The 26,052-nt window shown below is 60.8% G+C and carries 21 protein-coding genes; 18 read left to right on the top strand and 3 right to left on the bottom strand.

All coding sequences use genetic code 11. The features are described from left to right. The first annotated feature begins 5 nt into the window (after positions 1–5). From prsR to wecB, 15 genes are all read left to right on the top strand, one after another. Positions 6–1,367 (top strand): PEP-CTERM-box response regulator transcription factor, encoded by a 1,362-nt coding sequence (gene prsR, locus ACR42D_RS15570; RefSeq protein WP_484567708.1) that lies wholly within the window; start codon positions 6–8, stop codon positions 1,365–1,367. A 71-nt stretch (positions 1,368–1,438) separates the two neighbouring features. Beyond that, complete coding sequence (locus tag ACR42D_RS15565; protein ID WP_484567707.1) at positions 1,439–2,836, top strand: mannose-1-phosphate guanylyltransferase/mannose-6-phosphate isomerase; 1,398 nt, start codon at positions 1,439–1,441, stop codon at positions 2,834–2,836. Between the two features lie 30 nt (positions 2,837–2,866). Continuing rightward, positions 2,867–5,692 (top strand): SIS domain-containing protein, encoded by a 2,826-nt coding sequence (locus ACR42D_RS15560; RefSeq protein WP_484567706.1) that lies wholly within the window; start codon positions 2,867–2,869, stop codon positions 5,690–5,692. A 43-nt stretch (positions 5,693–5,735) separates the two neighbouring features. Continuing rightward, positions 5,736–6,584, top strand: a complete 849-nt coding sequence (xrtA, locus tag ACR42D_RS15555; protein WP_484567705.1) for an exosortase A — start codon at positions 5,736–5,738, stop codon at positions 6,582–6,584. Then, positions 6,574–7,206: an exosortase C-terminal domain/associated protein EpsI gene (locus ACR42D_RS15550; protein ID WP_484567704.1), complete on the top strand. Its 633-nt coding sequence runs from the start codon at positions 6,574–6,576 to the stop codon at positions 7,204–7,206. Before xrtA ends, ACR42D_RS15550 begins: the two co-directional genes overlap by 11 nt. An 18-nt stretch (positions 7,207–7,224) precedes the next feature. Further along, positions 7,225–8,088, top strand: coding sequence for an XrtA system polysaccharide deacetylase (locus tag ACR42D_RS15545; protein ID WP_484567703.1), 864 nt, complete (start codon positions 7,225–7,227; stop codon positions 8,086–8,088). A 105-nt stretch (positions 8,089–8,193) separates the two neighbouring features. Beyond that, positions 8,194–9,489, top strand: a complete 1,296-nt coding sequence (locus ACR42D_RS15540; protein ID WP_484567702.1) for a phenylacetate--CoA ligase family protein — start codon at positions 8,194–8,196, stop codon at positions 9,487–9,489. Further along, positions 9,404–10,720 carry a glycosyltransferase family 4 protein gene (locus ACR42D_RS15535; protein ID WP_484567701.1) on the top strand — a complete coding sequence of 439 codons (1,317 nt, stop codon included), beginning with the start codon at positions 9,404–9,406 and terminating at the stop codon, positions 10,718–10,720. The genes ACR42D_RS15540 and ACR42D_RS15535 overlap by 86 nt, the downstream gene beginning before the upstream one ends. After that, positions 10,710–11,831: a glycosyltransferase family 4 protein gene (locus ACR42D_RS15530; protein ID WP_484567700.1), complete on the top strand. Its 1,122-nt coding sequence runs from the start codon at positions 10,710–10,712 to the stop codon at positions 11,829–11,831. The genes ACR42D_RS15535 and ACR42D_RS15530 overlap by 11 nt, the downstream gene beginning before the upstream one ends. Then, positions 11,828–12,937: a glycosyltransferase gene (locus ACR42D_RS15525; RefSeq protein ID WP_484567699.1), complete on the top strand. Its 1,110-nt coding sequence runs from the start codon at positions 11,828–11,830 to the stop codon at positions 12,935–12,937. The genes ACR42D_RS15530 and ACR42D_RS15525 overlap by 4 nt, the downstream gene beginning before the upstream one ends. 5 nt (positions 12,938–12,942) lie before the next feature. Beyond that, positions 12,943–13,524, top strand: coding sequence for an acyltransferase (locus tag ACR42D_RS15520; protein ID WP_484567698.1), 582 nt, complete (start codon positions 12,943–12,945; stop codon positions 13,522–13,524). Continuing rightward, entirely contained in the window at positions 13,521–14,588 is a 1,068-nt protein-coding gene (locus ACR42D_RS15515; RefSeq protein WP_484567697.1) for a glycosyltransferase family 2 protein, read from the top strand. Before ACR42D_RS15520 ends, ACR42D_RS15515 begins: the two co-directional genes overlap by 4 nt. A gap of 394 nt (positions 14,589–14,982) precedes the next feature. Then, complete coding sequence (locus ACR42D_RS15510) at positions 14,983–16,602, top strand: hypothetical protein (protein ID WP_484567696.1); 1,620 nt, start codon at positions 14,983–14,985, stop codon at positions 16,600–16,602. 206 nt (positions 16,603–16,808) lie between these two features. Further along, positions 16,809–17,909, top strand: a complete 1,101-nt coding sequence (locus ACR42D_RS15505; protein WP_484567695.1) for a glycosyltransferase — start codon at positions 16,809–16,811, stop codon at positions 17,907–17,909. Positions 17,910–18,005: 96 nt separating this feature from the next. Further along, entirely contained in the window at positions 18,006–19,112 is a 1,107-nt protein-coding gene (gene wecB, locus ACR42D_RS15500; protein WP_484567694.1) for a non-hydrolyzing UDP-N-acetylglucosamine 2-epimerase, read from the top strand. A 32-nt stretch (positions 19,113–19,144) separates the two neighbouring features. Here wecB and ACR42D_RS15495 read toward each other — a convergent pair whose 3' ends face one another. Beyond that, positions 19,145–20,164 carry an NAD(P)-dependent oxidoreductase gene (locus ACR42D_RS15495; protein WP_484567693.1) on the bottom strand — a complete coding sequence of 340 codons (1,020 nt, stop codon included), beginning with the start codon at positions 20,162–20,164 and terminating at the stop codon, positions 19,145–19,147. 26 nt (positions 20,165–20,190) lie between these two features. On the opposite strand from ACR42D_RS15495, the gene ACR42D_RS15490 reads away from it, so the two are divergent. Further along, positions 20,191–21,240 carry an acyltransferase family protein gene (locus ACR42D_RS15490; RefSeq protein ID WP_484567692.1) on the top strand — a complete coding sequence of 350 codons (1,050 nt, stop codon included), beginning with the start codon at positions 20,191–20,193 and terminating at the stop codon, positions 21,238–21,240. On the opposite strand, the gene ACR42D_RS15485 is transcribed toward ACR42D_RS15490, so the two are convergent. Next, positions 21,221–22,414 (bottom strand): Glu/Leu/Phe/Val dehydrogenase dimerization domain-containing protein, encoded by a 1,194-nt coding sequence (locus ACR42D_RS15485; RefSeq protein WP_484567691.1) that lies wholly within the window; start codon positions 22,412–22,414, stop codon positions 21,221–21,223. The genes ACR42D_RS15490 and ACR42D_RS15485 overlap by 20 nt on opposite strands. Positions 22,415–23,103: 689 nt before the next feature. On the opposite strand from ACR42D_RS15485, the gene ACR42D_RS15480 reads away from it, so the two are divergent. Beyond that, positions 23,104–24,627: an oligosaccharide flippase family protein gene (locus tag ACR42D_RS15480; RefSeq protein ID WP_484567690.1), complete on the top strand. Its 1,524-nt coding sequence runs from the start codon at positions 23,104–23,106 to the stop codon at positions 24,625–24,627. Between the two features lie 396 nt (positions 24,628–25,023). Continuing rightward, positions 25,024–25,287 carry an RNA recognition motif domain-containing protein gene (locus ACR42D_RS15475; RefSeq protein ID WP_484567689.1) on the top strand — a complete coding sequence of 88 codons (264 nt, stop codon included), beginning with the start codon at positions 25,024–25,026 and terminating at the stop codon, positions 25,285–25,287. 292 nt (positions 25,288–25,579) lie between these two features. On the opposite strand, the gene ACR42D_RS15470 is transcribed toward ACR42D_RS15475, so the two are convergent. Then, positions 25,580–25,942 (bottom strand): hypothetical protein, encoded by a 363-nt coding sequence (locus ACR42D_RS15470; protein ID WP_484567688.1) that lies wholly within the window; start codon positions 25,940–25,942, stop codon positions 25,580–25,582. Positions 25,943–26,052 lie beyond the last annotated feature (110 nt).

Raw genomic sequence — 26,052 nt, 5'->3', positions numbered from 1 at the left:
TATTCATGCAGAAGCTTCTGATCATAGACGACAACGACGAGATTCTCCGGCAGCTCAAGTGGGGGCTGTCCAAGTCGAACTACGAGCTCATCTTCGCTCGCGACGGCGAAGAGGGACTCAAGCTGTTCAAAAAGCACTCCCCGGCGGTGGTCACCCTGGACCTCGGGCTGCCGCCGCACGAGAACGGCATCGGGGAGGGGCTGCGCTGCCTGGGCGAGATGCTGCGCATGGACCCCACGGCCAAGGTCATCGTCATCACCGGCAACGAGGAAAAGGACGCGGCCCTGCAGGCGGTCCGGCTCGGGGCGTACGACTACTACAAGAAACCGGTCAACCTGGACGAGCTCAAGGTCATGGTCGACCGGGCCATGTACCTGCAGAACATCGAGAGCGAGAACCAGGAGCTGCGCAGGAAAACCGTCAACGAGAGCGGCATCGTGGGCGAATGCGCGCGCATGCAGGTCGTCTTCAACCAGATCGACCGGGTGGCCGCCTCGGACGTGCCGGTCCTGATCTGCGGCGAGTCCGGCACCGGCAAGGAGCTGGTCGCCCGGGCCGTGCACCAGAAGAGCCTGCGCTCGGACATGGAGATGGTCTCGATCAACTGCGGCGCCATTCCCGAGAACCTGCTGGAGTCCGAACTTTTCGGACACGAGAAGGGCGCGTTCACCGGCGCGAACAAGCTGGTCAAGGGCAAGGTCGAATACGCGGACAAGGGCACCCTGTTCCTGGACGAGATCGGCGAGATGCCCATGACCCTGCAGGTCAAGCTGTTGCGCTTCCTCCAGGAGATGGTCGTCACCCGGGTGGGCGGGCGCAAGGAGATTCCGGTGGACGTGCGCATCATCACGGCCACCAACATCGACATCCAGAAGGCCATGGAGGAGGGCGCGTTCCGCGAGGACCTCTTCTACCGCGTCGGGGTCATGACCATCAACCTGCCGCCCCTGCGCGAACGCGGCGACGACATCGAGCTGCTGGCCAACTATTTCCTCAAGTCCGTTTCCGTGGGGCAGCGGACCACGTCCAAGCGGTTCTCCGACGAGGCCCTGGCCTGCATCAAGGGATACGAGTGGCCGGGCAACATCCGCGAGCTGGAGAACAGGGTCAAGCGGGCGGTCATCATGGCCACCGGGCCGGAGATCCTGCCCGAGGACCTGGGCATGAAGGGCGACGAAGCCCTGCGCCAGAAGCTTCAGACCAACGACATCTCCCTGAAGGACGCCCGGTTCCTCCTGGAGCGCGATATGGTGGAGAACGCGCTGGAGAAGTTTTCCGGGAATATCGTCAAGGCCGCCGCGTCCATCGGCGTGAGCAGGCCCACTTTCTACGACCTGATGAAAAAGCACGGGCTCAAGAGCTCATAAGGTGCAGTGAACACCGAGAACCAGATGAAGCCCCCGACCAGAGGGGTGGAAAAGACCGAACGAGGTTGAATATGTTGCAGCCAGTCATACTTTGCGGCGGGCAAGGCACCCGCCTGTGGCCCCTTTCCCGGACCCTGTACCCCAAGCAGTTCATCGAGGTGTCCGAAGGGCGCGTGCTCTTCGCCGACGCCGTGGCCCGGTGCATGGCCCTGCCCAGAGCGGCCGAACCCATCGTGGTCTGCAACAACGAGCACCGCTTCCTGGTGGCCGAGCAGCTGCGCAGGCTCGGCACGTCCGGGCGCATGGTCCTGGAGCCCTTCGGACGCAACACCGCCCCGGCCACGGCCGTGGCCGCCCTCATGGAGCACGGCGGCGATCCGGTCCTGCTGGTTATGCCCGCGGACCATTCCATCGCCGACGGCGAGGCCTTTTCCAAGGCCGTGGCCCTGGGCTACGAACGGGCCAAGCAGGGGCGCTTCGTCTGTTTCGGCGTGGTCCCGGACCACCCGCACACCGGGTACGGCTACATCCGCAAGGGGCAGGCCGCGTCCGAGGGCGTGCACGCCGTGGACAGCTTCGTGGAAAAGCCGGAACGCGAGGTGGCCGAGGAGTATCTGAAATCGGGCGAATACCTCTGGAACAGCGGCATCTTCCTGTTCAAGGCCTCAAACTACCTGGACGCCCTGGCCGCCCACGCCCCGGCCATCCTCAAGAGCTGTCGGACCGCCGTGGAGAACAGCTACCGGGACCTGGACTTCATCCGGCTGGGCGAGGAGGAGTTCGGGCAGTGCCCGTCGGACTCCATCGACTACGCGGTCATGGAAAAGGTGGACGACATCGAGGTGGTGCCCATCGATCTGGCCTGGCGCGACCTCGGCTCCTGGAAGAGCCTGCACGACATGCATCCGAGCGACGAGGCGGGCAACAGCCTGCTGGGCGACGTGGTGGCCGAGGACACCGTCAACTGCTACGTGCGTTCCTCGAACCGGTTGGTGGTCACCCTGGGGCTGCGGGACACCACCGTGGTGGAGACCCAGGACGCGGTCTTCGTGGCCGCCAACGACAAGCTGGACAACATGAAGTCGGTCATCCAGCGCCTCAAGGACGCGGGCCGTCCCGAGACCGAGGCGCACAAGATCGTCTACCGCCCCTGGGGCAGCTTCGAGTCCATCTCGGCGGACGACCGTTTCCAGGTCAAGCGGATCATCGTCAAACCGGGCGAGGTCCTGTCCCTGCAGAAGCATTTTCACCGGGCCGAACATTGGGTGGTGGTCAAGGGGACCGCCAAGATCGTCAACGGGGACAACGAGTCCATCCTGTGCGAGGACGAATCCACGTACATCCCGCTGGGCAACATCCACCGTCTGGAAAACCCGGGCAAGATCCCCCTGGAACTCATCGAGGTCCAGACCGGCAGCTACCTGGGCGAGGACGACATCGTCCGCTTCGAGGACAAATACAAACGCTAGCGCCGTCCGTTGCGATAAGGAGAGGGAACCATGTGCGGAATCGCGAGTTTTTTGAGCAACAGGCTGTGGGTGACCGTGCCCGACGTGTCCTGGCTCGGGGAGCTTGAAACGTCCTTTGCCCAGGCCAACAAGGGGGACGACCTCCTCGCGGCCAGCGGGCCGCTGGATGAGTTGGCCGGGCGGTTTTATGATTTGATGTCCTTCGGGCTGCACATGCGGCTGGTGGGGGACGGCGAGGCGCTGCGGGCGTTGTCGTCCATTCGGGACACCATCCGGGCGTTGCGCAATGCGGCGGCGGTGAAGCTGGAGCAGGGGCCGCGCACGGACGAGTTGGAGTCGCTGCGCGAGGCCTTGGACGACTATCTGTGGCAGATCGAGCGCGAGGTGCTGGTCAACGTGGACCGGACGCTGGCGCTCATGCCCGGGGATTTGGCCAAGGACGCGGACGCGCGCGACCGGCATTTCCTGGCCTGGGGGGCCGAGCAGGTGCTCCAGTCCATCGACAAGCTCGAGGTGCGCGGCCGCGACTCGGCGGGCGTGGCCCTGGCCTTCGTCCTGCCCGAGGGCGTGGACCCGGAGGCCGCTTTGTCCGCCGCGCAGAAGCGCGAGCTGGCCGACCGCAGCTCCATCAACAACGCCGACACCCGCCAGGTGCTGGTGCGCAAACTCGGCGACGGCCGGACCGCCTGCCGCTTCCTGTACAAGGTAGCCCAGCTGGTCGGCCAGCTCGGGGACAACGGCGCGGCACTCAGAGAATTCATCAAACATGACGACCTGTTGTGGGCCATGTCCAAGGGGCTGCAGACCCTGAACATCATCGCCCACACCCGCTGGGCGTCCAACGGGATCATCTCGGTGCCCAACTGCCACCCTGTCGATGGGCTGGTCGAGGGCGACATGTCCACGGGCCTGGAAAAGACCATGTTCGTGCTCAACGGCGACGTGGACAACTACCGCACCCTGGTGGAGGAATCCGTGCTGGCCAAGGGCGCGCACATCCCGCCGGCCATCTCCACCGACGCCAAGATCCTGCCCGTGCTCTTCCACCTGGGCGTGGAGGAGAGCGACGACGCCGAGGAGCGGTTCCGCAACGTGCTCCGGCGCTGCGAGGGATCCCTGGCCGTGGTCATGCAGAACCTGAACGACTTCGACTCGCAATTCCTGGCCCAGAAGGGCTCGGGCCAGTCGTTCTACATCGGCCGCACCCGGGACGGCTGGTTGGTGGCCAGCGAGGCCTACGGCATGGCCGCCCGCGCCCGCTCGTCCTTCCCGGTGGCCGTGCACCGCCAGGGCGGCGTGTCGGTTGTCCTGCGCGACACCGATCCCTCGGACGCCATCCCGGTGGCCCGCTACCTGGACAACGGCGAGCCCGTGGAGCTGGCCGAGGAGCGGATCGAAATCTTCTCGCGCGACATCTTCCGGGGCGAGTACGCCCATTACATCGAGAAGGAAATCCACGAGGCCCCGGACTCGGTGCGCAACACCCTGCACGGCAAATATCTCAAGAAAAACGGCGCGGTGGAGTTCCTGCCCGAGGGGTTCGGGCGCGGCCCGGCCCTGGTGGAGCGGCTGCTGGACAAGACCCGGCCCATCCGCCGGATCATCTGCGTGGGCCAGGGCACGGCCGCCGTGGCCGCCATGGCCGTGGCCCGGCTGCTGCGCCGCACCCTGGCCGACACCGGCATGGCCATCGAGTCCTACACCGGAAGCGAGCTCATCGGGTTCATGGGCGACGAGCGCATGGACGACGTGTTCCTGATCCCGGTCTCCCAGTCGGGCACGACCACGGACACGAACCGGGTGGTGGACCTGTGCCGCGACCGGGGCGCGTGGGTCAACTGCATCGTCAACCGGCGCAACTCGCCCCTGGTCCAGAAATCGGACTCGCACATCTACACGAGCAACGGCCGCGACGTGGAGATGGCCGTGGCCTCGACCAAGGCGTTCTACTCCCAGATCGCGGCGGGCAAGCTGCTCTCGCTCTGGCTGGCGGACATCCTCGGGACCATGGACAAGCCTTCCATCCTCAAGGAAATCGAGGCATTGGAAGGACTCCCCGGGAAGATCGACAAGGTCCTGGAGAACAAGGAAGCCATCGCCGAGGTGGCCCGCAAATACGCGCCCGTGCACCGCTATTGGGCCCTGGTCGGCAACGGCGCCAACTGCGTCGCGGCCCAGGAAGTGCGCATCAAGCTATCGGAATTATGTTATAAATCCATCCCATGCGACGTCACGGAGGACAAGAAGCACATCGACCTGTCCACCGAGCCCCTGACCCTGGTCATGGCCTCGGACCTGCCGGAGATGGTGGTCACGGACACGGTCAAGGAGACGACGATCTTCAAGGCGCACAACGGCTCGCCCATCGTGTTCTGCGCCGAGGACGAGGACCGTTTCGACCGGGTGGCCGAGGCCACGGTCAAGGTGCCCCGCGCGGGCGGCGGCCTGGACTTCGTGCTCGAGACCGTGGCCGGCCACTGGTGGGGCGTGTCCGCGGCCAAGGCCATCGACGGCCACGCCGAGCCGTTCCGCAAGGCGCGCGTGCTCATCGGCGCGATGCTCGAGGACACCACCACCTTCGACCGCGAGAAGCTGCTCATCGCCCTGAACGAATGCAACGAGCGGATCGCCTCGGGCGCCACGGACTCGGCCCTGCCCGCCCGCGTGGCCGCGAGCCTGGCCAACTACATGCTCTGGCTGGTCAACCAGGCCCAGGCCATCCAGGCCACCGAGGCCCGCCTGGCCGACATCCTGACCATCCTGAACAAGGCCATCGAGGAAATGACCCGCCCCATCGACACCATCCGCCACCAGGCCAAAACCGTCACCGTCGGCATCTCCAGGCCCCAGGGCTAGGCACCGGCGACCAAGAACGCAACGGCAGGCATCCGGAGGACCCGTGACAGTTTCCAAATGGCTTGAAGCAAACAAGTGGTACGTGGCCGCCTACTGCGCGGTCATCGGCTTGGTGTACCACGAAATCATCGCGGATATGGTCGCGGACTGGGCCAGGGACGACAATTACTCCCACGGGTTCCTGGTGCCGCTGGTCTCCGGCTATTTCCTCTGGGCCAACCGCAAGAGCATCCTGGAGGCCACGGTCCGACCGGCGGGCTGGGGGCTTGCCGTCGTGCTCCTGGGCGTGGCCCAGCTGGTCGTCGGGTCCCTGGCCACGGAATACTTCACCATGCGGACCTCGATGATCGTCATCACCGGCGGAACGATCCTCTACATCCTGGGCTGGGAGCCGTGCAAACGGATGCTGCTTCCCTTGCTCTACCTCCTCCTGATGGTGCCCATTCCGGCGATCATCTACGACTCCATGACCATGCCGCTCAAGCTCTTCGTGGCCAAGGTCTCGGTCCAGGGACTCGTCTTCTTCGGCTACCCGGTCCTGCGCGAGGGCAACATCATCATGCTGCCCAACATCACTTTGGAGGTGGCGGACGCGTGCAGCGGCCTGCGCTCGCTCATGTCCCTGATCGCGTTGAGCGTGGCCTTCGCCTTCCTGACCCAGCGCGGCGCATGGAAGAAATGGGCGCTCATCGTCTCGGCCCTGCCGGTGGCCGTGATCACCAACATCCTGCGGGTCTTCCTGACCGGCATCCTGGCCAAGCATTACGGAAGCGTGGCGGCGGAAGGATTTTTCCACGAGTTCGCCGGGTTCATGGTCTTTTTCGTGGCCATGGTCATCATGGCCGTGATCGGCTGGGTCCTGAAGTGGGGGGAGAAGCGCCATGAATCGTAAGTTCGTCCTCGTCCTCATCCTGCTGCTCGCGGCCGGGGCCTACATCCACTTCGTCGAGGCGAGGCCCATTCTTCTGGAGCGCCCCTTGGTCGAGTTTCCGGCAAGGGTCGGCGAATGGCGCATGGTCCGGGAGGATGTTTTCTCCCAGGAGATCATGGCCATCCTGCGGCCCACGGACTACATGTCCCGCGATTACATGGACGCCAAGGGGAACCGTGTGACCCTGTACATCGGCTATCACGGCGGCAGGAAGGGCGACGGCGGCATCCATTCCCCGCGCAATTGTCTGCCCAGCGCCGGCTGGTACACCAACTCATCCGGGCTCGTTCCGATCCGCCTGCATGACGGCCGGGACATCGAGATCGCGGACACGGTCATGAGCAAGGAGGCGACCACGATCTCCTTCTATTACTGGTACCAGGTCAGGGGCGGAATCCTGACCGACGAGTACGCCCTCAAGCTGTCCGAGATGTGGAACTCCCTCGTGGCCCGGCGCAAGGACGCCGCCTTCATCCGGGTGTCCATGCCCGTCGCGGCGGGAGACGACGGGATTTCGGAAACGCTGAATGATTTTGTGAGAACCTTCTATCCCGTGATTTCAGAGTGGTTGCCCGGGAACTAGCCTGGCGTGGGAGCGGCGATGCAGACAATGACGAATGCTTTGACGGTCGATGTGGAAGATTACTTCCAGGTGAGCGCGTTCGCTAAGAGCATAGACCGCTCCAGTTGGGACGGGTACGAGTTGCGCGTGGAGAACAATGTAGCCCGCATTCTCGACCTCTTTGATGAATACAGCGTCAAGGGGACGTTCTTTACCCTCGGGTGGGTGGCGGAAAGAGCGCCGAAGCTGGTCCGCAGGATAGCGGATCGCGGGCATGAGATCGCCTGCCATGGCTATGGGCACCAACTTGTTTACGATATCGGCCCGAAGGCCTTTCGCGAGGACATACACCGGGCCAAAGCCATCCTCGAAGACCAGGTCGGCAAGGCGGTCATCGGTTACCGGGCTCCCAGCTACACCGTCACCGAGCGCTCGCTCTGGGCCCTGGATATTCTCATCGAGGAGGGATTCCGGTTCGATTCGAGCATCTTTCCGATCTATCACGACAGGTACGGCATCCCGAACGCCAAGCGCTTCCCCCATATGCTGAAACGGGATGAGGGCAGCATCGCCGAGTTCCCGCTGACGACCAGGCGGTTCTCCCTGTTCGGCAAGTCCGTGGAACTGCCGGTGGCCGGTGGCGGTTATCTCCGTCTGCTTCCCATTTCACTGATCCGCAACTCCCTGCAGCGTGTGAACGCCGTGGAGCGGCAGCCCGCAGTGGTCTATTTCCATCCATGGGAGATAGATCCGGACCAGCCCCGGGTCGGCAACCTCAGCCTGAAATCCCGGTTCCGCCACTATGTGAATCTCTCCGGGACATACGGGAAGCTGGAGGTGCTGCTGAAGACGCTGCCTTTCGACTCGATGGGAGCCGTGCTCGCCCAAAGCGGGCTGCTGTAGGTATGAAAAAGCATTCGGGAAGTCGAGACAATGAGTGAACGAGCCAGATTCCAGGGAGATCCGTTCTCCCATGTTTCACGAAATTTCTTTGCGCCGTTGTGGGCGATGTACGAAGGCTCTCCCTATCTGCGCCATCTGAAACGTTTTCAGAAGACGCAGTACGCGGACAGGGACGACATGTTGAAGTGGCAGTGGGAGAAACTCGCCGGGCTCTTTCAACATGCCGTCGGCAACACGGCCTTTTACGCGGAGAAGTACAAGGGCCGCCGCCTGGACGGTTGGGACGACCTCGGGAAACTGCCCCTGCTCACCAAGGATGAAATCCGTTCCAGCGCCGACGACATGATCGCCGCGGGCTACGACAAATCGTCATTGTTTCGGATGAAGACATCCGGTTCCACCGGGGTTTCGCTCGAACTGTTCATGGACGAGGACAGCCTGCAATGGAAACGGGGGTGCACGGTCCGGCACGACATGTGGACCGGCTGGCGGCTCGGGGAACGGGTGGGCGCGATTTGGGGAAACCCGGAGCAGTACGCCGACTGGCGCTCCCGGCTGAGGAACCTGCTTCTCATCCGCCATATCCCGCTGGATACCCTCAAGATGGACGAGGGCATCATGGACCGATACCACGAAACCTTGCTGGAAAAGCGGCCGACCGTCCTGTTCGGCCATGCGCACTCGCTGTACCTGTTCGCCAAGTACTGCGAATCGAAGGGGTACGACGACATCAGGCCCAAGGGGATCATCTCGACCGCCATGGTCTTGCACGACTTTGAAAGAACCGTGCTGGAGCGTGTCTTCGATTGCGGGGTGTTCAACCGCTACGGATGCGAAGAGGTCAGCCTCATCGGCTCGGAGTGCGATGCCCATCGCGGCCTGCATGTGAACATGGACACCCTTGTCGTCGAGGTCGTCGACGGCGAGGGCAGGCCCCTGCCCGAGGGCGAGGCGGGAGCCATCGTCGTCACGGACCTGACCAATATGGCCATGCCCGTCATCCGCTACAAGGTGGGCGACGTCGGCGTGCTGTCGAACGAGTTCTGTCCCTGCGGCAGAACCGCGCCGCTGATCACCTCCCTGGAGGGGCGCATCGCCGACTACGTCCAGCTTGCGGACGGCAGCTATGTGTCGGGCATCTCCCTGACGGAGAATTTCCATATGGCTCTGCCAGGGGTCAAGCAGTTGCAGATCATCCAGGAGGAACTGGACCGGTTGACGTTCCGGATCGTGCCCGCCGGGACCTGGGCGGAAGAGGATGCCGCCGCGCTGGACGGCCTGATCCGCAAGCGCTTCGGGGAAACCATGCGGTACGATGTGGAACTGGTCGCTTCGATACAGTCCGAGGATTCCGGGAAATACCGGTTCTGTATATCGAAGCTCGGCGAGCAACCGTTTTAATCGTGCGGAGCGAGGGACAGTCCTGATGAAAGTGTTGGTAGTGGATGAAGAGTTGCCTTGGCCGCTGAATACGGGGAAGCGTCTGAGGACGTACAACCTTCTCCTCAGAATGCAGAGAGAGCATGAATTGCACCTCGTATGCCATGGAGATGCGGATGCGTTGCCGGGCTGTCCCAATGTCGTGGTGCATCCCGTTGCGTCGCCTGTCGTCGAGCAGCATGGCGTGAGGTTTTACTCGGCTCTGCTGGCCAACCTCTTGTCCCCGGATCCGTATGTCGTACAGCGTCACTTCTCGAAAGGCATGCGCAAGGTCATAGCCGATCTGGTCGCACGCCAGTCCTTTGATCTGGTGCACTGCGAATGGACGCCCTACACCGTGAATCTGCGGGAAGTGCTGGGGACGTATCCGTCGGTGCTCTCCACGCACAATGTCGAGGCGCTCATCTGGAAACGGATGTGGGAGCGCGAGGTCAATCCGCTCAAGAAAAGCTATATCCGGCTCCAGTGGAAAAAGATGGAGAAGTACGAGGCCCGGGCGGTCCATCTCTATGACAGTGTGATGTGCGTTTCGGACGAGGACAGGCAGTGTGTCTTGGAGAAATTCGATTGTCCGCACGCGACCGTGGTTCCGAACGGGGTGGACGAACAGTATTTCGCCCCGGTCGCCGGCGAAGAGACGGAAAACAGCATGGTTTTCACGGGGTCCATGGATTGGAGGCCGAACCAGGATGCGGTCAACCACTTCGTCAACGACGTCTTCCCGTTGATCCGGGAAGCGTTGCCTACGGCCACATTCACCATCGTCGGCAGATTCCCCCCGGAGGACATGGCCGGGAAATGGCGGCGGATACCCGGCGTCACGGTGACCGGGACGGTCGACGACGTGAGGACGTACATCGCCCGGTCCAGCCTGTACGTGGTGCCCCTGCGGATCGGGGGCGGGTCGCGGTTGAAGATCCTCGAGGCCTTGTCCATGCGCAAAAGGGTGTTGTCCACGTCCGTGGGGGCCGAGGGGTTGAAGCTCGACGGCGGGGTGCACCTGATGCTGGAGGATTCGGCCGAGGGGTTTGCCCGGAAGGCGGTGGAGATGCTGTCCGCGCCCGGCGAGTACGACCGCTTGGCCGACAACGGATTGCAGCGGGTCCTGTCCATGTACACATGGGACAGCATCGCCACGGTGATGAACGACGTGTGGCTGCGGGCCAGGGAGAGCCGTGGGCATGCGGGCTAGGATTCTGCACCTTCGTCCGTCGAATTTCGTCGGGGGCCCGGAGAAAATGATCTTCGAGCATTTCAAGCATGTCGACGAGGAGAAATACCACCTCCTCCTGGGTTCTTTCCAGGAAGAGAACGCGGACAATCCCATGCTCCACGCGGGCCGGGCGATGGGATTCGATTGCCTGAGCATCCAGACCCGATTGAAGTTCGGCCTGGACGGGGTGCGCAAGATCGCCCGGGTGCTCAGGGAGAGGAGGATCGACGTGCTGGTGGCCCATGGCTACAAGGCGGACATTCTCGGCCGCCTGGCTACCTGGATGGCCAAAATCCCTCTGGTGGTCGTTTCGCACGGCTGGACCGGGGAATCGTGCAAGGTCCGTTGGTTCGACGCCATCGACAAACTGTTTTGCCGCGTAGCCGACGCCGTGGTGGCCGTGTCGGAGGAGCAGGCCAGGCGCCTCGCCCGGGCCGGGGTCCCCGTCCGGCGCATCCATGTCATAAAAAACTGCGTCCGGCTGCCCGAGCGCATGCAGGACAGGCAGGAGGTGCGGACGCGTTACGGGATTCCGCAGGACACCTGTTGGCTCGTCGCGGGCGGGAGGCTGAGCCCGGAGAAGAATTTCGGGGGACTTGTTGAGGCTGTGCGGAGAATGGCTTCGGGCGTTCCCGATTTCCGCCTGTCGATTTTCGGAGAAGGGCCCGAACGGGAGTTGCTGACCGGTCTGATCAACCGGCATGGCCTGCAGGATCGGGTTCGGTTGCATGGCTTCACGGAAGATTTTCCCGGGTTGCTCGCCGGTGCGGACATGTTCGTTCTCTCTTCCCTGACGGAAGGGCTTCCTGTCGTGGTGCTCGAGGCCATGGCCCACGGCGTCCCCGTCGTGGCCACGGATGCCGGGGGCACCCGGGAAGTCGTGGCCGACGACGTCACCGGGGTCCTGGTGCCGCTCGATGACCCGCAGGCCCTGGCGGACGCCCTGACGCGGGTGGCGTCGGACGGGGCGCTGCGGAAGAGGCTCGGCAAGGGGGGATTCGAACTGGTCGATTCCCGGTTCACCTTCGACCGCCAGGCGTGCCAGTACGCTGGCCTGTATGACGCCATGATGGAAAAGGGGGCAAGATGAAACGGAGAATCCGCATCGCCTTCATCATAGATTATATCGAGAGCCCCACGGCCGGAACCGAGAAGCAGCTCAACACCATCCTGGAGAATCTGGACACACGGGTCTTTCAACCCTGCCTCTGTATCCTGAGGGAGTCGGAGTGGTCGAGATCGAAGTACAAGGGGGAGATATTCCATGCTGAAGTCCCTTCCGTCGCCTCTTTGTCCTTTGTCCCTCGCCTGATCGGTCTGGCAAGGTATTTGAAAGAAAACCGGTTCGATATCGTGCACACCTTTCACAGGGACGGCGATCTTTTCGGAACCATCGCCGCCAGAGTGGCGGGCATTCCCGTCATCGTCGGCTCCAGAAGGGACCAGGGGTACTGGCTGAACTGGAAGGAACGGGCGTTGAGGCGGATCATACGGAGATTCCAGACGCACTTCATTACCAACGCCCACAGCACCCGGAGGCAGATGATGGAGCGGGAGAACATACCGGAAGCGATCATCGAGGTGATCCCCAACGGCATCGACCTGTCGCTGTTCACGCCGTCTGCGGCCCGTGACGCCCTGCGCGCGGAGTGGGGGGCGGAGGACCGGGACATCGTGGTCGGGTGCGTGGCCACGTTGCGGCCGGTCAAGGACCATGACGGGGTGCTCAAGGGGTTCGCCATGGCCTGTTCGGAAAACCATCGGCTAAGGCTGGTGCTGGTGGGGGACGGCCGCTGCCGGTCGGACCTCGAAAGCCTGGCGTCGGAGTTGGGCGTCCGGTCCAGGGTGGAGTTTCTCGGCAAGAGGAGCGACATCCCGGATATCCTTTCGGCACTGGACGTGGGCCTGTTGTTTTCCCGGTCGGAGAGCATGTCCAACACGATCCTGGAATATCTCGCGGCGGGGCTGCCCGTGGTCTGCAGCGATGTGGGCGACGCCGGGGAAATGGTGGACGGCGAGAACGGCGCACTGGTCCCGCCCGGCGACATCCCGGCCCTTGCCGAGGGGATGTCGAGCCTGGCCGACGCGGACGTTCGCGCCCGGATGGGCGAAGTGAGCCGACGTCGAAGTCTCCGATATGAGATCGGCTCGTGCATGGAGAGGTTCAAGGCCTTCTATATGGGATGTGTTTCATGAGGGAAATGCTCAAGAACCTGGCGGGGGCCGCGGCGTTCTTATTGGTCTCGCCGCTGATCGTGCTGAACATGCTTTTCAGGAGCCTGACGTTCTTTCAGGGCGCAGGCCAGCTGCTGGCCATCATACCCGGAAAGATCGGATGCTATCTTCGCATGGCGTTCTACCGCCGGACGCTGACCGAGTGCAGCGGCCGGTCCGTAATGGAATTCGGCAGCTATTTCTCCCACTGGGACGTCGTGGTGAAGGATGACGTCTATATCAGCGCGTATTGCATTGTCGCCCGGTGCGTCCTCGAGGAAGGCGTCATGCTGAGCGCGTACACGCACGTGCTCGACGGCGGCCATCAGCACGGCATTGCGGACAGCTCCGTCAGCTTTCAGCACCAGCCCAAGGATCATGACTCATATCGGATCACCATCGGCAAGGGGAGCTGGATCGGCACCAAGGCCGTGATCATGGCGGACGTGAATCCCTATACGGTCGTCGGAGCGGGCGCGGTCGTCACCCGCAGCCTGCCGGGAAAGACGGTTGTGGGAGGCGTGCCCGCAAAGGTCATTCGCAAGCTGTCCGGAGAGAAAGCGCAATGACCGCCAATCCCCTGCCGTTCGTCACGGTCGTCATGCCGGTCTACAACGAGGAGCCGTACATTGCGCAGACTCTTCACCGGCTTCTGGAGCAGGACTATCCGGCCGATCGCTTTGAGGTCATCGTGGCGGACGGGGGCTCCACGGACGGAACCCGCGACATCGTCCGCTCAATCGCCGGGGAGAATCCGGGCGTCAGGCTCGAGGACAACCCGGGCAGGCGTTCGAGCTCGGGGAGAAATGTCGGTTTCAGGGAGGGCAGGGGCGAATACTTCCTGGTCATCGACGGGCATTGCCATATCCCGAGCAATACTCTGCTCTCCGACATGGTGGGAATTTTCAAGGAGAGCGGCGCACAGTGCCTCGGGCGTCCCCAGCGCCTGGATCCTCCGGGACTGAGCGGCTTCCAGCAGGCGGTGGCCGCGGCCCGGGCGAGCCGCATAGGCCATGGCGGGGATTCGCTCATCTATGGCGACTACGAGGGCTTCGCGAGCCCCATGAGCAACGGCGCGGCGTATGCGAAAGAGGTCTTCGAGACCATCGGTTACGTCGATGAGAATTTCGACGCCTGCGAAGACGTCGAGTTCAATTACCGGGTGGAGAAGGCGGGGTTGCCCGCGTACACGAGCCCGAGGCTGCTGGTTCAATACTACCCCCGTGATTCGCTGGCCTCCCTGTTCCGGCAGATGGGCAGGTACGGGCTCGGACGCTGGGAATTGCTGATGAAGCATCCGGATACCCTGTCGCTGAACCTGCTGGTCCCGCCGGTGTTCGTGTTGTTGCTTGCGGCGGCCGTCCTGTCCGTTCCGTTGGCTGCCGCGGGAGCGGTGAACTGGTGGCCGGCTTTGGCAATGCTGGCGCCGCTGGCGGCGTACTGTCTCCTTGTCGGTTCCTTTTCCCTGGGTCTGTGCCGGGGCGCGGGAGGCGGCTGCATGCTCAGGATGATGGCGATTTTTTGGTCGATCCATGCGGGGCTCGGCTGGGGATTTCTCACCGGCTGTCTGGTCACTGCCAAACGGGCGGTCGTGCGCCGGGTAAAACGCGGCAATTCGCATGAGGCCCTTTAGGAGGGAGCGAGCGGTGCATAGCGCTTGACCTCCATTCCCGGTCTGCGAGGCGCACCAACCACTTTGCCAGTGGAATAGATAAGTTGATCTTTGCCGTTGAGTACTGTCTAGTATGAAGGTGTAAAGAAGAGTGGAATATTCTACGGTTTCGCGGTCTGCCGTCTAACGCGGGTCAGATGACTGTGAACCAAGCCCCGGAGAACGATGCGGGGCTTGGGCCGAAATGGTTTGAATCCGAGGAGGGATGAGGATGAAACAGCTTGCCGCCATATGTGTTTCCTTGATCGTATTGTTGGGGGCATCCGCCATGCCCGCCATGGCGGAAGGGATTCCCCTGAACGAGGCCCTCGAGTGGCAATTCCCCTCGGCTAGGCATGAGACCGCGCGTGCCGACATGGCGTACGCGGAAGGTGTCCAACGGATAGAAGGCCCGAAACGCGCCAACATAGTCAAACTGACCGGACCGGCCGTGCTGACCAAAGGGAACACGGAGTATATTCTCGAAGCGGATGTTGTCGCCGACGAGACCGCCTTCACGGTCAAGGGGAGCAGGATCACCCTCAATCTCAACGGCCACAAGGTTACGTACAACAACGTTTCAAGCAAAGGGTGCGGGGTCTTTCAGAATGATTGGAGCAACCCGAAGGATTTCGTCCTGATAAATGGTGAAATCGAGCAGGGCAAAGGCGGCGGCAAGGGCGACGCCTACGGCAGAGGCGCCAATCCGGTGTTCCTTCTCAACATCGAACCGGTCAAGCTGGCGGGCCTCAAGATCACCTACAGCGGTGACAACCTGGCGGGGATATTCGTGTACAGGGGCCATCCGGGCGACGACATCCACCACAATGAGCTCATCGATAACGGGACCGTGGTCAAGGACCGGCACTCGGGCGTGCCCGCCATCCGGACCAACGGCAAGGGAATCGTCATCCGGCACAATGTCCTCAGGGGCGTCCGGCAGATAGGCATCCGCTCCGAACAGTCGGCGGAAATCCACCACAATGAGATCCACATCGAAAGCGAGGTCACGAACTCGTCGGGCATCGTCACCTCCAGCGGCAGCATCCATCACAACAAGATAATCGGCCGCGGCGTGCATCCCATCGGCATATGGCCCGGCCCCGGAACGGCGGTCTATTCCAACTATGTGGACGTGCAGAACACCAAGCCGGGCGCTGAGTTCGGCTCCACGGGCGCGGCCTGCGTCCGGTTCGGCTGGGGGAAGACGTGGAACGTGAATATCGAGGACAATCTGTTCATCGTGCGGGCGGAAAAGGGGCTGTTCGACAATCAGTACGTGCTGAACAAGAACCCTGACAGTTGGGGACGCGCCCTGTTCGTCGGTTTGGGGCCGGAGAAGACCGCGCTCATCAGGAACAACATCATCATCGGCCTGAACAAGGGGAACGGGGCCAAGGCGGCCGCCGTGGGCCTGGTGTTCAACAACCAGTCGTCCGGGTTCCTGTTCGAGGGGAATCTGATCGCCAGCAATTGGGGCAACCTGCTGTTGAGCGATTTCTACGGTCGCTGCGAAGGGTATCCCCTGTTTACGGGCAACACTATTGCGCGCCTTGAGGGCGGGGGGGAATACCACACCATATGGGGGCAGTACGCCACCTATCCGTCCACGGTGCGGTTGCTGGACAACACGTACATCGGCGGGGCGTCCAGGGAGGACGTGGACTGCGATACGAGCAGGGCCGCCGTGCAGGAGATCGTCTATTGCCGGAAGGTGGTGTTGCGCTCCTCGCCCGCGGGCGGCGACGGGCAGTATGTGGCCAGCGTCGTCGATCAGCTGGGGAAGGCGGTCTGGAGCGCCAAGGGACAGCGGGGAACGGATCTCGCCGTGATCATACCGGATTCACTGTACACGAACAGGGACGGCAAGGCGTACCAAGGAAGCATGGAGAAGAAACAGCCCGATGGCTGGGGGCTGCGGGTCCAGTACATGGACAAGGTCATCGACCTCCCGTTGCCTGCGGAAAACGTGAATACGGTGGACTTGACCTTTTAACCCGGAGAGCCGGGCCGAGTGAGGATGCGTTCCCGTCGACCCGGCCGGTGAGTACGATGCGAATTCTGGCTGTCATGTACATATTCCCGCCGCTGCTCTATCCGGCGTCCATCCGCAATCTGCGGATAACCCACGGGCTGGCTTCCCAGGGCGCTCAGGTCGACGTCGTGATGGTTGATCCGAAGACCTACGAGCCGCCCGGCGAAATGATGATCGACGATGCGGCCACAGCGCTGGTCCCGGACTCGGTCCGGGTGCATCGGATCAAATCCTGCGAACTGTCGCCGCCTTTGCGCCTGATCAAGTCCAGCGGCCTGCTGCGTTCGCTTTTTTACCGGCTGGTCATGCCGGTGAAGAAGGAGTGGACGTTTTCCGCCTGGAAGCAGCTGGATTGGGTCGCAAAGGGCGATTATGATCTGATCATGAGTTTTTCGCAGCCCCACAGCAACCATCTGCTCGGGATGAGGTTGGCCCAGAGGCTTTCGTTGCCATGGGTGGCCTTTTTCAGCGACCCGTGGACGAACAATCCCTATGAGGAATTGGATGGGAAACTCCTTTCATACATTGAAGGGCTCGAGCGAAACGTGTTCGAGAAGGCGGACGCCCTGCTCTTTACCTCGCCGGAGACCGTCGAACTCGCCATGGAAGGGTATGGGGAGGAGACAAAAAAGAAGGCATCGGTCCTTTCCCACGCCTTTGTGCCGGATTGGTATCGGAGCCTTGGCAAGGCGCGGGGCAATGGCGGGGGGCGCATGACGATGCTCCACACCGGGCATTTCTACAGGAAAAGAAGCCCAATGCCCCTGTTCGCCGCCTTGAAGGAACTGGAGGAGACAGCGGGTATCTCCGATCTGCTGGAGGTCGTCTGCGTGGGGCAGATGCCGTCGGAATGCAGGCAATGGATCGCGGAGAACGGCCTCGGCCATTTGATAACCCTTGAGGAACCGGTGCCGTATCTGGACTCCCTGAAAAGGATAACGGACGCGGACTGGCTGTTCTTTGTCGACGCTCCTTCCGACAAGCCGAGCGTGTTCCTTCCCTCCAAGCTGGTGGATTACCTGGGCAGCGGGAAACCGATAATCGGGATAACCCCGAAGGAAGGGGCCAGCGCGCGGGTGTTGCGGGAGACGGGCAACATCGCCTGCGATCTCAACGACAGGGAGATCATCAAGGAGATGGTCCTGCGGATTGCCCGATCGGAAATGGACATCACCCCCTATGACAACGGGAAATACTCGGTATACACCATTTCGCGCACGCTCATGGATTCCCTTGAGCGCATCGTTTCCGTTGATGGACCGAGATGACGAGACAACACGCTGCAGACACGATTGCCGTTTGCCCGCCGGGCGAGTTGCCGTAGGCGGCAGGTCTTAAGCTATAATCCACAAAGAGAGTGTACGATGGTCCGTGTAATACTGGTGGCGGGAGCCCGCCCGAATTTCATGAAGATCGCCCCCCTCATGCGCGCAGCCCGGGAGGCGGGGGGTATTGACTACAAGCTGGTGCACACGGGCCAGCACTATGACTACGAAATGTCCCAGGCCTTTTTTGACGATCTGGGCATGGGAAAGCCGGATTACTTCCTCAACGCCGGTTCGGGCTCCCATGCCGAGCAGACAGCCTCCATAATGCTCGCGTTCGAAAAGGTGTGCCTCGAATGCAAGCCGGATTGGGTCTTGGTGGTGGGGGATGTCAACTCCACGCTCGCCTGCGCCATCGTGTCCAAGAAACTCAATATCAACGTGGCCCATGTTGAGGCCGGGCTTCGGAGCTTCGACCGGACCATGCCCGAGGAGATCAACCGGCTGGTCACGGATTCCATTTCGGACCTCTGCTTCGTGACCGAAAGGAGCGGGGAACAGAACCTGTTGAAGGAGAATCATCCGAAATCCCGGGTGCATTTCGTCGGGCACGTGATGATCGACAACCTCCTGTATCAGAAGGAAATCCTGGAACAACTCGATGCGTCGGCGTTCTCGCATGCCGGGGACAAGCCGGAAACCGGCCCCTACGCCTTCATGACCCTGCACCGCCCGTCGAACGTGGATACCGTCGCCACCCTGAGCAGCGTCATCGAGGCCATCGGCATCGTTGCCAGGGAGATGCCCGTCATATTTCCCGTGCACCCGAGAACGCGCAAGAAGCTCGATGCGTCCGGCCTGGCCTTGCCCGAGAACATCGTGCAATTGCCGCCTCTTGGATTCCGCGAGTCGCTGTGGTTCTGGAAGGATGCGCAGGTCGTCTTCACCGACAGCGGCGGCCTGCAGGAGGAAACGACCGCCTTGCGGATTCCCTGCGTGACCATCAGGGAGAATACCGAACGGCCGGTGACCGTCGAGGTGGGGAGCAACGTTTTGAGCGGCATCTCCACCGAGGCCATCCTGGCCGCCTATGAACAGGCCCTGGAAAAAGGCAAAGGCAGCAGGATCCCCGAGAAATGGGACGGAAAGGCCTCGGAACGCATCTGGAAGATCCTGCGGGACGTCCATTCGGGGAAGGAGCTGTAGGCCGCTCCCGCAGGGCCGACAGGGAAGTGCGGTCAGTAGCCCAGAGAGAGGTCGATGGTCCCCAGGAGTTCGTCTCCTGCCGTGAATCTGAGCAGGTTGTCGACCATTCGCTGAAAGAGGTCCTCCTTGTCCCCGGCCAGGGAGTAGGCGGAGTGGTTGGTGAACAATACGTTGGGCTCGCCGTGGCAGGGATGGCTTTTGCCTTGGGGGTCGATGTCGAGGGCCGCGCCCGATATCGCGCCGGTCCGCAGGGCCTGTTTCATCGCCTCACCGTCCACGATGGCGTCTCTGCCGATGTTGATCAGGTACGGTTTTCGAGTCATGGCGGCGAAGGCGTCGGCATCGACCAGGCGGGCCGTTTCCGGGGTGAACGGGAGCGTGACGACGATGGCGTCTGCCAGGGCCACGGCCTCGGAAAGGTCTTCCGTGCGGTATACCGCGTCGAATCCTTCGGGTTTTCGTCCCGATCTGTTGACCCCGGACACCAGCATGCCGTTGGCCGCCGCAAGTCGGCCGAGGGCCCGGCCGATGGAGCCCGTGCCCAGGATGCACAGGCGGGCGCCCGCGATCTCGCCTGACCGTATCTCGCGTTGGACCGTCTTGTCGTGGTGCTCCAGAAAGTGTTTGGCGCCCAGGTAGATCAACCCCATGGCGTATTCGGAGACGGCTTTATGACGCAGGCCTTTGCTGGAGGTGAGAATCTGCCCCCGGTCGCCGATGTCCTGCAAGGGGAGATGGTCTATCCCCGAACTCATGGAGTGCAGCCAGCGTATGCCCCCGGCCCGGGCATGCAGCATGTCCACGTGGACCTTGCCGGTCCCCCAGTCCAGCACGGCGCCCTGAACGTCGGCGGGCGCATCGGACGCGTCCTGCCCCTGGATGAGCAGCCGGGGCCGGGCGGGCCCGGCGAGCCCGAACTTGCGCGCGGCCCGGAGTGCCAGCCCTTGCTGAACTGTTTGAAAATCGTAGTAAAGTATGTTTTCTAGTAAAGGCTTCAGGCGGTTCTCGGAGGAGATTCCGGGAGCGTATCGGGAAGGCACGAGTATTTTCATATGTACTCCATCAATGCAGGGAAACGATGAACAAGGACCAGGCCAAACAACACGATGCTTCCTTGGATTTGGTCAGGATCTTCGGTGTCGCCCTGGTCGTGGCCGGTCACTCCCATTTCCCCTGGCCGGTTGAAAAGGCCATCTATTCATTCCACATGCCCTTGTTCTTTTTTCTCAGCGGGATGCTGTTCAAGGACATACCGTTTGTTTCTCTCGCCCGGAAGAAGTTTACAACCCTCATCGTACCATACTTCATCGCCTGCCTGCTGACGGCAGGTTTGTATTGGGTTGCCGGCGGGCCCGCATCCGGGCCGGGCTTCCTTGTCTCAATCTTGTCCGGCATCTTCTGGGCGCAATCCCCGAACGCTCTATACTGGAATTCTCCGCTCTGGTTTCTGCCGTCCCTTTTTTGGTGTTTCGTGGCGTTGGATATTCTCACCAGAATCGCCGGAATCCGTTTGGGGGCGTTGCTTTGCGCCCTGGGCGGCACTGTCCTCGTCGGCCTGGCCGCGAAATACAGGCCGTTCCTGCCTGTCGGGCTGGACACCGCCCCGGCGGGTCTCATCTTTGTCTCGCTCGGGTGGCTCTGGGGCCGGTCCCTGGATAGAATCCGCCCGTATCCGTTCCGGTCGGGAGGCCTGGCCGTGGCCGCCTTTGCCGTCTGGCTGGCCACCTTCATGGCCTACCCATATTATTTCGTTGTCGCCCACCTCAAGGTGTTTCCCCTGGGGGTATGGCTCTTGGTCAGCCTCAGCGGCACGGTGGCCGCCGTGGCGTTTTTCACTTTCGCCTGCGCCCTGTTCCCCGTGCGGCCGTCGTCAAGGCTACAGCGGTGGCTGATCCGTGGGGCGGCGTACTCCTTTCCGTTGTACATGTTCCACAAGCCGGTCATCACTCTGCTTGCCGGGTGGTTGCGGGACATGGGCTATGCCGTCCAGTCCTCCTACCTGCTTCTCTTCGTCCTTGGTGTCGCGGTCACGATCGGGGGCGTTCTCCTGCTTGAACGCTGCGCGCCCCGTCTCTATGCCCTGATCGTGGGCGGGCGGGCCACTCCGGTCAGGCGTAGTCCGCGATGACCCCGCGCAGCTTGTCGAGATGGCGGATGAACGCCTTGTATTGAAGCCTTCCTGACAATTTCGACGGAATGGCTTTCCGCACCAGCCCCTTGCGCATCACCTTGTCCAGGATGGAATCGTTCGAGGAGGCTGCCTCGAATTCCCTGCGCGCGATGTCTGTGGCCATGTCCACCGGAGAGACGCCCCGTTCGGCCGCTTTGCCCATGAGGGCGCGGAGGACGTCGCTGTACGAATCCGAACAAAGGCGCTCAATGGCTTCGATCCCGACCCCCGAGTCATAGAGGGATGAGGCGAATACCCCGCCGTTGTTGACGATGAAGCCGGGCATGCACATCACCCCTCTGCCTTCGAGCGCCTCGACCACGCCTTCCCGGTAGGGGGCGTTGGCGATCGGTATCACGGAGGCGGTCTTCAACCCTGCGGCCAGTTCGATGGTCAGGCTGCCCACCCTGGCCGAAGGCATGAAGACGTCCGCTTCCGCATCGAAGATCGACTCCCTGCTCAATCCGGCCCCGGCCAGATGGCGGACCAGGCCGTCTCCATGGGATTGCTTGGCGTCGAGGAGGGTGGATTTGGAATACCCCCCCGCGTCAGCCGCGGCGCCCTCAATGGTGGAAATGGCGACTACCCGGAATTCCTTTTCGTCCAACCGCTTGATGAGGTGGGTTGCGACGCTGCCGAATCCCTCGATGGCTAGGGTCGTTACCGAACCGGTGCTGTGCTGCCTCCGATACGCCTGGAGGGCCGCCTGGGCCGACAAGGCGGTGAAAAGCGAGGTGTCGGTGGGCGGGCCTATGGGGATTCCCGCTCCCGCATAGATGGCCGTCAGTTCCTCGGGGCCGCAGTTCATGTCCATGCCCGGGTAGTAGATGCCCGCCTGAAGGATGGGCGCCGCCGACTGGCCGAACAGCCTGAGCTTCCGGAGCTTCTCTTCCCGGCTCAGGGTGCTGGGCAACATTATGCCGGTCTTCGCGCCACCACGGGGAAGACCGGAGAAGGCGTATTTCAGGGACATCTCCTGGGCGAGCCTGGTGACTTCCGCAGTGTCGATGGCGTCGGCCACCCGGACTCCACCGGAACTGGTGTTGTTGCATATGGAGTCGATGACGATCTCGGCGGAACAGCCATCGCCCAGATCGGTGGATATGGTCAGGTTGACGAAAGCCCGTTTCATGGTTCTCCCTCAAAGGTGGATCGGTGGATGTGTTGTATCCCCAGCATCATTGAACGGTCGATTGGGCGGGCGCCAGGAACCGAGAGGTCCTTGCCTGTCGGTCCGGCCGCGAATCGAAGAATCAATTCCCGCACACAAAATTACCTATAAAGCAAAGATTCTCAACAAACAATTCGATTTGCCGCACATACGGTCGGCCTTCGCCTCAGGCTGGAGTTCGGCTTGGCGAACTCCATATGTCCTCTGCCCGGAAAATCCTGTCGAAGGAATCGTGGCATGGTGAACCGAGCCAGCCGTTTCCTTTCCGGCGGACTCCCCGGACAGCCCTTGCCGATCTCGGGCGCGGAAGGCGGCGGTTCGGCGCATGGATCTCGATGTACGAATTGGTCGGGATAGTGAGCGGATAGCTGGGGAGAGGCCTATCGGCCTGAATAGGAGGACGCTGTGCACGCCCCGCCAAGAGCTTGGTAACTCGTTTGAAAAATGATAGAAATAACTTGGAAGTGCTGTTGAGCGGCCCGGGAAGTGATCTCCCACGGGGAACCCGTGGCCGGAGTTCAAGCCGACGCTGGGCGCGAACAACGGTGGAATCTGGTACTTGCTGATGTTTTGTGTTGTCCGGCAAAATAAATGGCTTTAAAGTAACGCGTTTTGTGTCGAAAAAAAACAACATTGGATAGTCGGTTAAAATGATTAGCGTTCACAGGTTGTTGGCTCGAAATACATTCGCTTCATTTCTTCGGTATTTCGTCAACCTATCCATTGTATTCTATTTAACTCCATTCATAATCAACGCCATTGGAGATCGGCAGTACGGTCTTTGGGCGGTGGTCTTGACTGTCGCCGGTTATTCAGGGCTGTTGGATATGGGCATCTCGACCGCAACGACAAAACTTGCGGCGGAGTATCGGTCGAAAGGCAAGCTGAATGAATTAAAGGATTTAATAACGTCATCGATTTCATTGTTCACATTGTTTGGGGCCGCTTGCCTGGTCCTGATAATGTTGTTCATGCCGAGTTATATTGAATCCATAGAAAAGGGGGCCCTTGGAGCGCAATCTCCCATAGCCATTTCCGCGCTTATTGGAGTTGATATCCTGTTTGTCTTTGTCGCCAATATTTTTACCGGCATCATACTGAGCTTTCATCAGTATCATATGAAGTCTGTTATAGATATCTCCATAGGCGTGATGAAGTTGTTTGCGACCATTATCATCCTGAATGCGGGCTATGGATTGCTTGGCCTGGCTTTTGTAAAATTGTCGACAAGCATCATGTCTTCATGCGCGCTGTACTACGTATTCAAGAAACAAATGCCCACGTATGCGCTACGGCTTCAAAGACCGGCACGTGAGCAGCTCAGAAACCTGATAAGTTTCGGCGGTAAGCTGTTTTATATGACGTTGGCCGGTAGGCTGAACAATATAACCGCGCCGATCATCATTGTGTCCATCCTGGGTACTATTTGGAATGCGTATTATGCGGTTGCCAACCGCTTGTCTTCATATGCAGTTGAAATTGTTTATTCGGTGACTGCCGCGTTCATGCCTGTTTTCAGTGAACTCTACGCCCAGAACGAGAACGAAACAGTTGTGAGATTATACCTCCAGTACACGAGATATATTATTTCCATAAGTATACCGATGTTTACGGGCATCATTCTCTTGGGACCGGATTTTATAGGTGTGTGGGTTGACCCTTCCTACATGGAAAATGGGGGGGCGGCTCTTCAGTTGTTGACCATATCCTTTGCGATAGATGGCCTGCAGCCTCTTCTTGGAAGATTGATCATCGGCCGGGGAGACGTGGGATTCTACTCGAAGACCATCACGATTGGCTTGGTGGTCAATGTCCTGCTCTCCATACCGGCATGCTACCTGGGTGGGATAACGGCGCTGGCCGGATTGCGTGCCGTTGTCTCGCTGGTGTTTTTTGTTATTTTCATGGTTTATTTGAGCACGAAGTTTCAAATATCCATTGCGAACCAATTTTTGCATTGCTACCTCAAGATATTGCCTCCGATAGCCGCTTTCTTGATGGCGTTTGCATTCATTGATGATAAGCTTGCCTCCACTTCCTATACGGCGATTTTCATCAAGGCCGCCGTTCTGGTCGGCGTGTATATCCCTGTCGCATTCGTGAGTTTGTTGAGCGCCGGGGAGCGTTCGAGAATCTGGCACGCCTTAGCCTTCAGGGGACGGCCTGTAGGATAAACCGTCGCCGGCAATCGGCTAGAGAGCCTGGAAGGGGCGTCCATGGACGCCGTGAGTGTTCGACCCGACGGAAGTGTACGGACGGGGCTTGGAGGAGGCGTCGGCGTCAGAATCCATTTCATCTCGACACTGAACAGCCGAAGGCCCACGCTTCTTTTATTTTTGAAATTTTATTATATCTTTTTTTATTTTTTATTGATTGTGGCTTGACTCGGAGCAATAAATAGAGGAGAACTATCCCTTGCACCAGCCGCACCCGTGAAGGCGCGGTCAAATTGTGGCCAGCGCTGGTTTTAAGTTTACAAGTCAATCGAGGAGCCGTGTACGCATCTTGTACGCGGCTCCCTTTTTTCGGCGCACGGGCGCCATACATCATCACTTTTTTGGAGAATTTGAATGTCTAAAAAACTTTATGTCGGCAATCTGTCCTGGACCTCTACTGAATCCGAAGTCCGCACCGCTTTCGAAGCTTTTGGCGAAGTCACTTCCGTCAAGCTGGTCGAGGACCGTGAAACCGGCCGCCCGCGCGGCTTCGGTTTTGTCGAGATGGACGAAGCCGGCGCCCGGGAAGCTATCGCCGCCCTCGACGGCAAGGATTTCGGTGGCCGCAATCTCAAGGTCAACGAAGCCAAGCCCCGCGAAGAACGCCCCCGCTGGTAGTTCGCGAATTACGCCCTAAACGGCATAAGCGCCTGTCCTTCTTTGAAGGGCAGGCGCTTTTTTTGCAACTATGAGCTCCGGTTTGATTGGGCCGAAGCGAACAGGAACCTGTACCGGCTTGACTTTGGATGAGAATGACATCGTCATTATTGACGATTTGACTTTCCCTTTGTTTGCCTCCTCATGGCCCAACAACCGTCAGCTTTCGAGTGCGGCTCTTCATTTGGACGATCAGGCAATGAAAAAGCCACCTGCAAGCGGTGGCTTTATCGATGGTAGGGGTGCGCTTGGGTTATCCTCCAAACCAACCGGGGGCAATGACTTCAAGGGCCTTGGTGTAATGCACCCGAAGGTCTTCAAGCTTGCCGCCGACGATCTTCTCCTGGTCGCTCAAGCTGCTTGGGCAGGTGCCCTGCATTTGCGCGGCAACGGCTTCGATCTCTTTCACCGTCGACTTGATCAGGTTGATCTCATCGGCAAGGTCGCCACTCCTTTCGGATGCCAAGACATCATAGAGGCGGGCCTTCCATGTGTTGAGTTCCATCTCCAGTCCCTTGCAGTAGTGGGCCACAGCTTCCTGCTTACCGGCTTCCGTCGGGCAGCCGTCTATCCCCATGCAACTGGGGCACGGTCCGGGGTAATCCATATTCGGCATAGTGTGTCTCCGTAGGGTTGAGGGTTTAGTTCCTACGGTTATACCACATCGGCGTGCATCCGAGGGTTATAATTTTGAAAAAAAAGATAAGCCCGACTGATCGGGCTCAA

Source organism: Pseudodesulfovibrio sp. lm2024 (genome assembly GCF_051175575.1).
Classification (GTDB): Bacteria; Desulfobacterota; Desulfovibrionia; order Desulfovibrionales; family Desulfovibrionaceae; genus Pseudodesulfovibrio; species Pseudodesulfovibrio caledoniensis.
The sequence above is the reverse complement of the archived record's forward strand: the minus strand, read 5'-3'. Positions and strand labels throughout refer to the sequence as shown.

Excerpts from the sequence above, each read along its gene's own strand:
- prsR (WP_484567708.1), top strand. The coding sequence starts at position 6 with ATGCAGAAGCTTCTGATCATAGACGACAACGACGAGATTCTCCGGCAG.
- ACR42D_RS15565 (WP_484567707.1), top strand. The coding sequence starts at position 1,439 with ATGTTGCAGCCAGTCATACTTTGCGGCGGGCAAGGCACCCGCCTGTGG.
- ACR42D_RS15560 (WP_484567706.1), top strand. The coding sequence starts at position 2,867 with ATGTGCGGAATCGCGAGTTTTTTGAGCAACAGGCTGTGGGTGACCGTG.
- ACR42D_RS15550 (WP_484567704.1), top strand. The coding sequence starts at position 6,574 with ATGAATCGTAAGTTCGTCCTCGTCCTCATCCTGCTGCTCGCGGCCGGG.
- ACR42D_RS15545 (WP_484567703.1), top strand. The coding sequence starts at position 7,225 with ATGCAGACAATGACGAATGCTTTGACGGTCGATGTGGAAGATTACTTC.
- ACR42D_RS15540 (WP_484567702.1), top strand. The coding sequence starts at position 8,194 with ATGTACGAAGGCTCTCCCTATCTGCGCCATCTGAAACGTTTTCAGAAG.
- ACR42D_RS15535 (WP_484567701.1), top strand. The coding sequence starts at position 9,404 with ATGTGGAACTGGTCGCTTCGATACAGTCCGAGGATTCCGGGAAATACC.
- ACR42D_RS15530 (WP_484567700.1), top strand. The coding sequence starts at position 10,710 with ATGCGGGCTAGGATTCTGCACCTTCGTCCGTCGAATTTCGTCGGGGGC.
- ACR42D_RS15525 (WP_484567699.1), top strand. The coding sequence starts at position 11,828 with ATGAAACGGAGAATCCGCATCGCCTTCATCATAGATTATATCGAGAGC.
- ACR42D_RS15520 (WP_484567698.1), top strand. The coding sequence starts at position 12,943 with ATGCTCAAGAACCTGGCGGGGGCCGCGGCGTTCTTATTGGTCTCGCCG.
- ACR42D_RS15515 (WP_484567697.1), top strand. The coding sequence starts at position 13,521 with ATGACCGCCAATCCCCTGCCGTTCGTCACGGTCGTCATGCCGGTCTAC.
- ACR42D_RS15510 (WP_484567696.1), top strand. The coding sequence starts at position 14,983 with ATGGCGTACGCGGAAGGTGTCCAACGGATAGAAGGCCCGAAACGCGCC.
- ACR42D_RS15505 (WP_484567695.1), top strand. The coding sequence starts at position 16,809 with ATGATGATCGACGATGCGGCCACAGCGCTGGTCCCGGACTCGGTCCGG.
- wecB (WP_484567694.1), top strand. The coding sequence starts at position 18,006 with ATGGTCCGTGTAATACTGGTGGCGGGAGCCCGCCCGAATTTCATGAAG.
- ACR42D_RS15495 (WP_484567693.1), bottom strand. The coding sequence starts at position 20,164 with ATGAAAATACTCGTGCCTTCCCGATACGCTCCCGGAATCTCCTCCGAG.
- ACR42D_RS15490 (WP_484567692.1), top strand. The coding sequence starts at position 20,191 with ATGAACAAGGACCAGGCCAAACAACACGATGCTTCCTTGGATTTGGTC.
- ACR42D_RS15485 (WP_484567691.1), bottom strand. The coding sequence starts at position 22,414 with ATGAAACGGGCTTTCGTCAACCTGACCATATCCACCGATCTGGGCGAT.
- ACR42D_RS15480 (WP_484567690.1), top strand. The coding sequence starts at position 23,104 with ATGATTAGCGTTCACAGGTTGTTGGCTCGAAATACATTCGCTTCATTT.
- ACR42D_RS15475 (WP_484567689.1), top strand. The coding sequence starts at position 25,024 with ATGTCTAAAAAACTTTATGTCGGCAATCTGTCCTGGACCTCTACTGAA.
- ACR42D_RS15470 (WP_484567688.1), bottom strand. The coding sequence starts at position 25,942 with ATGCCGAATATGGATTACCCCGGACCGTGCCCCAGTTGCATGGGGATA.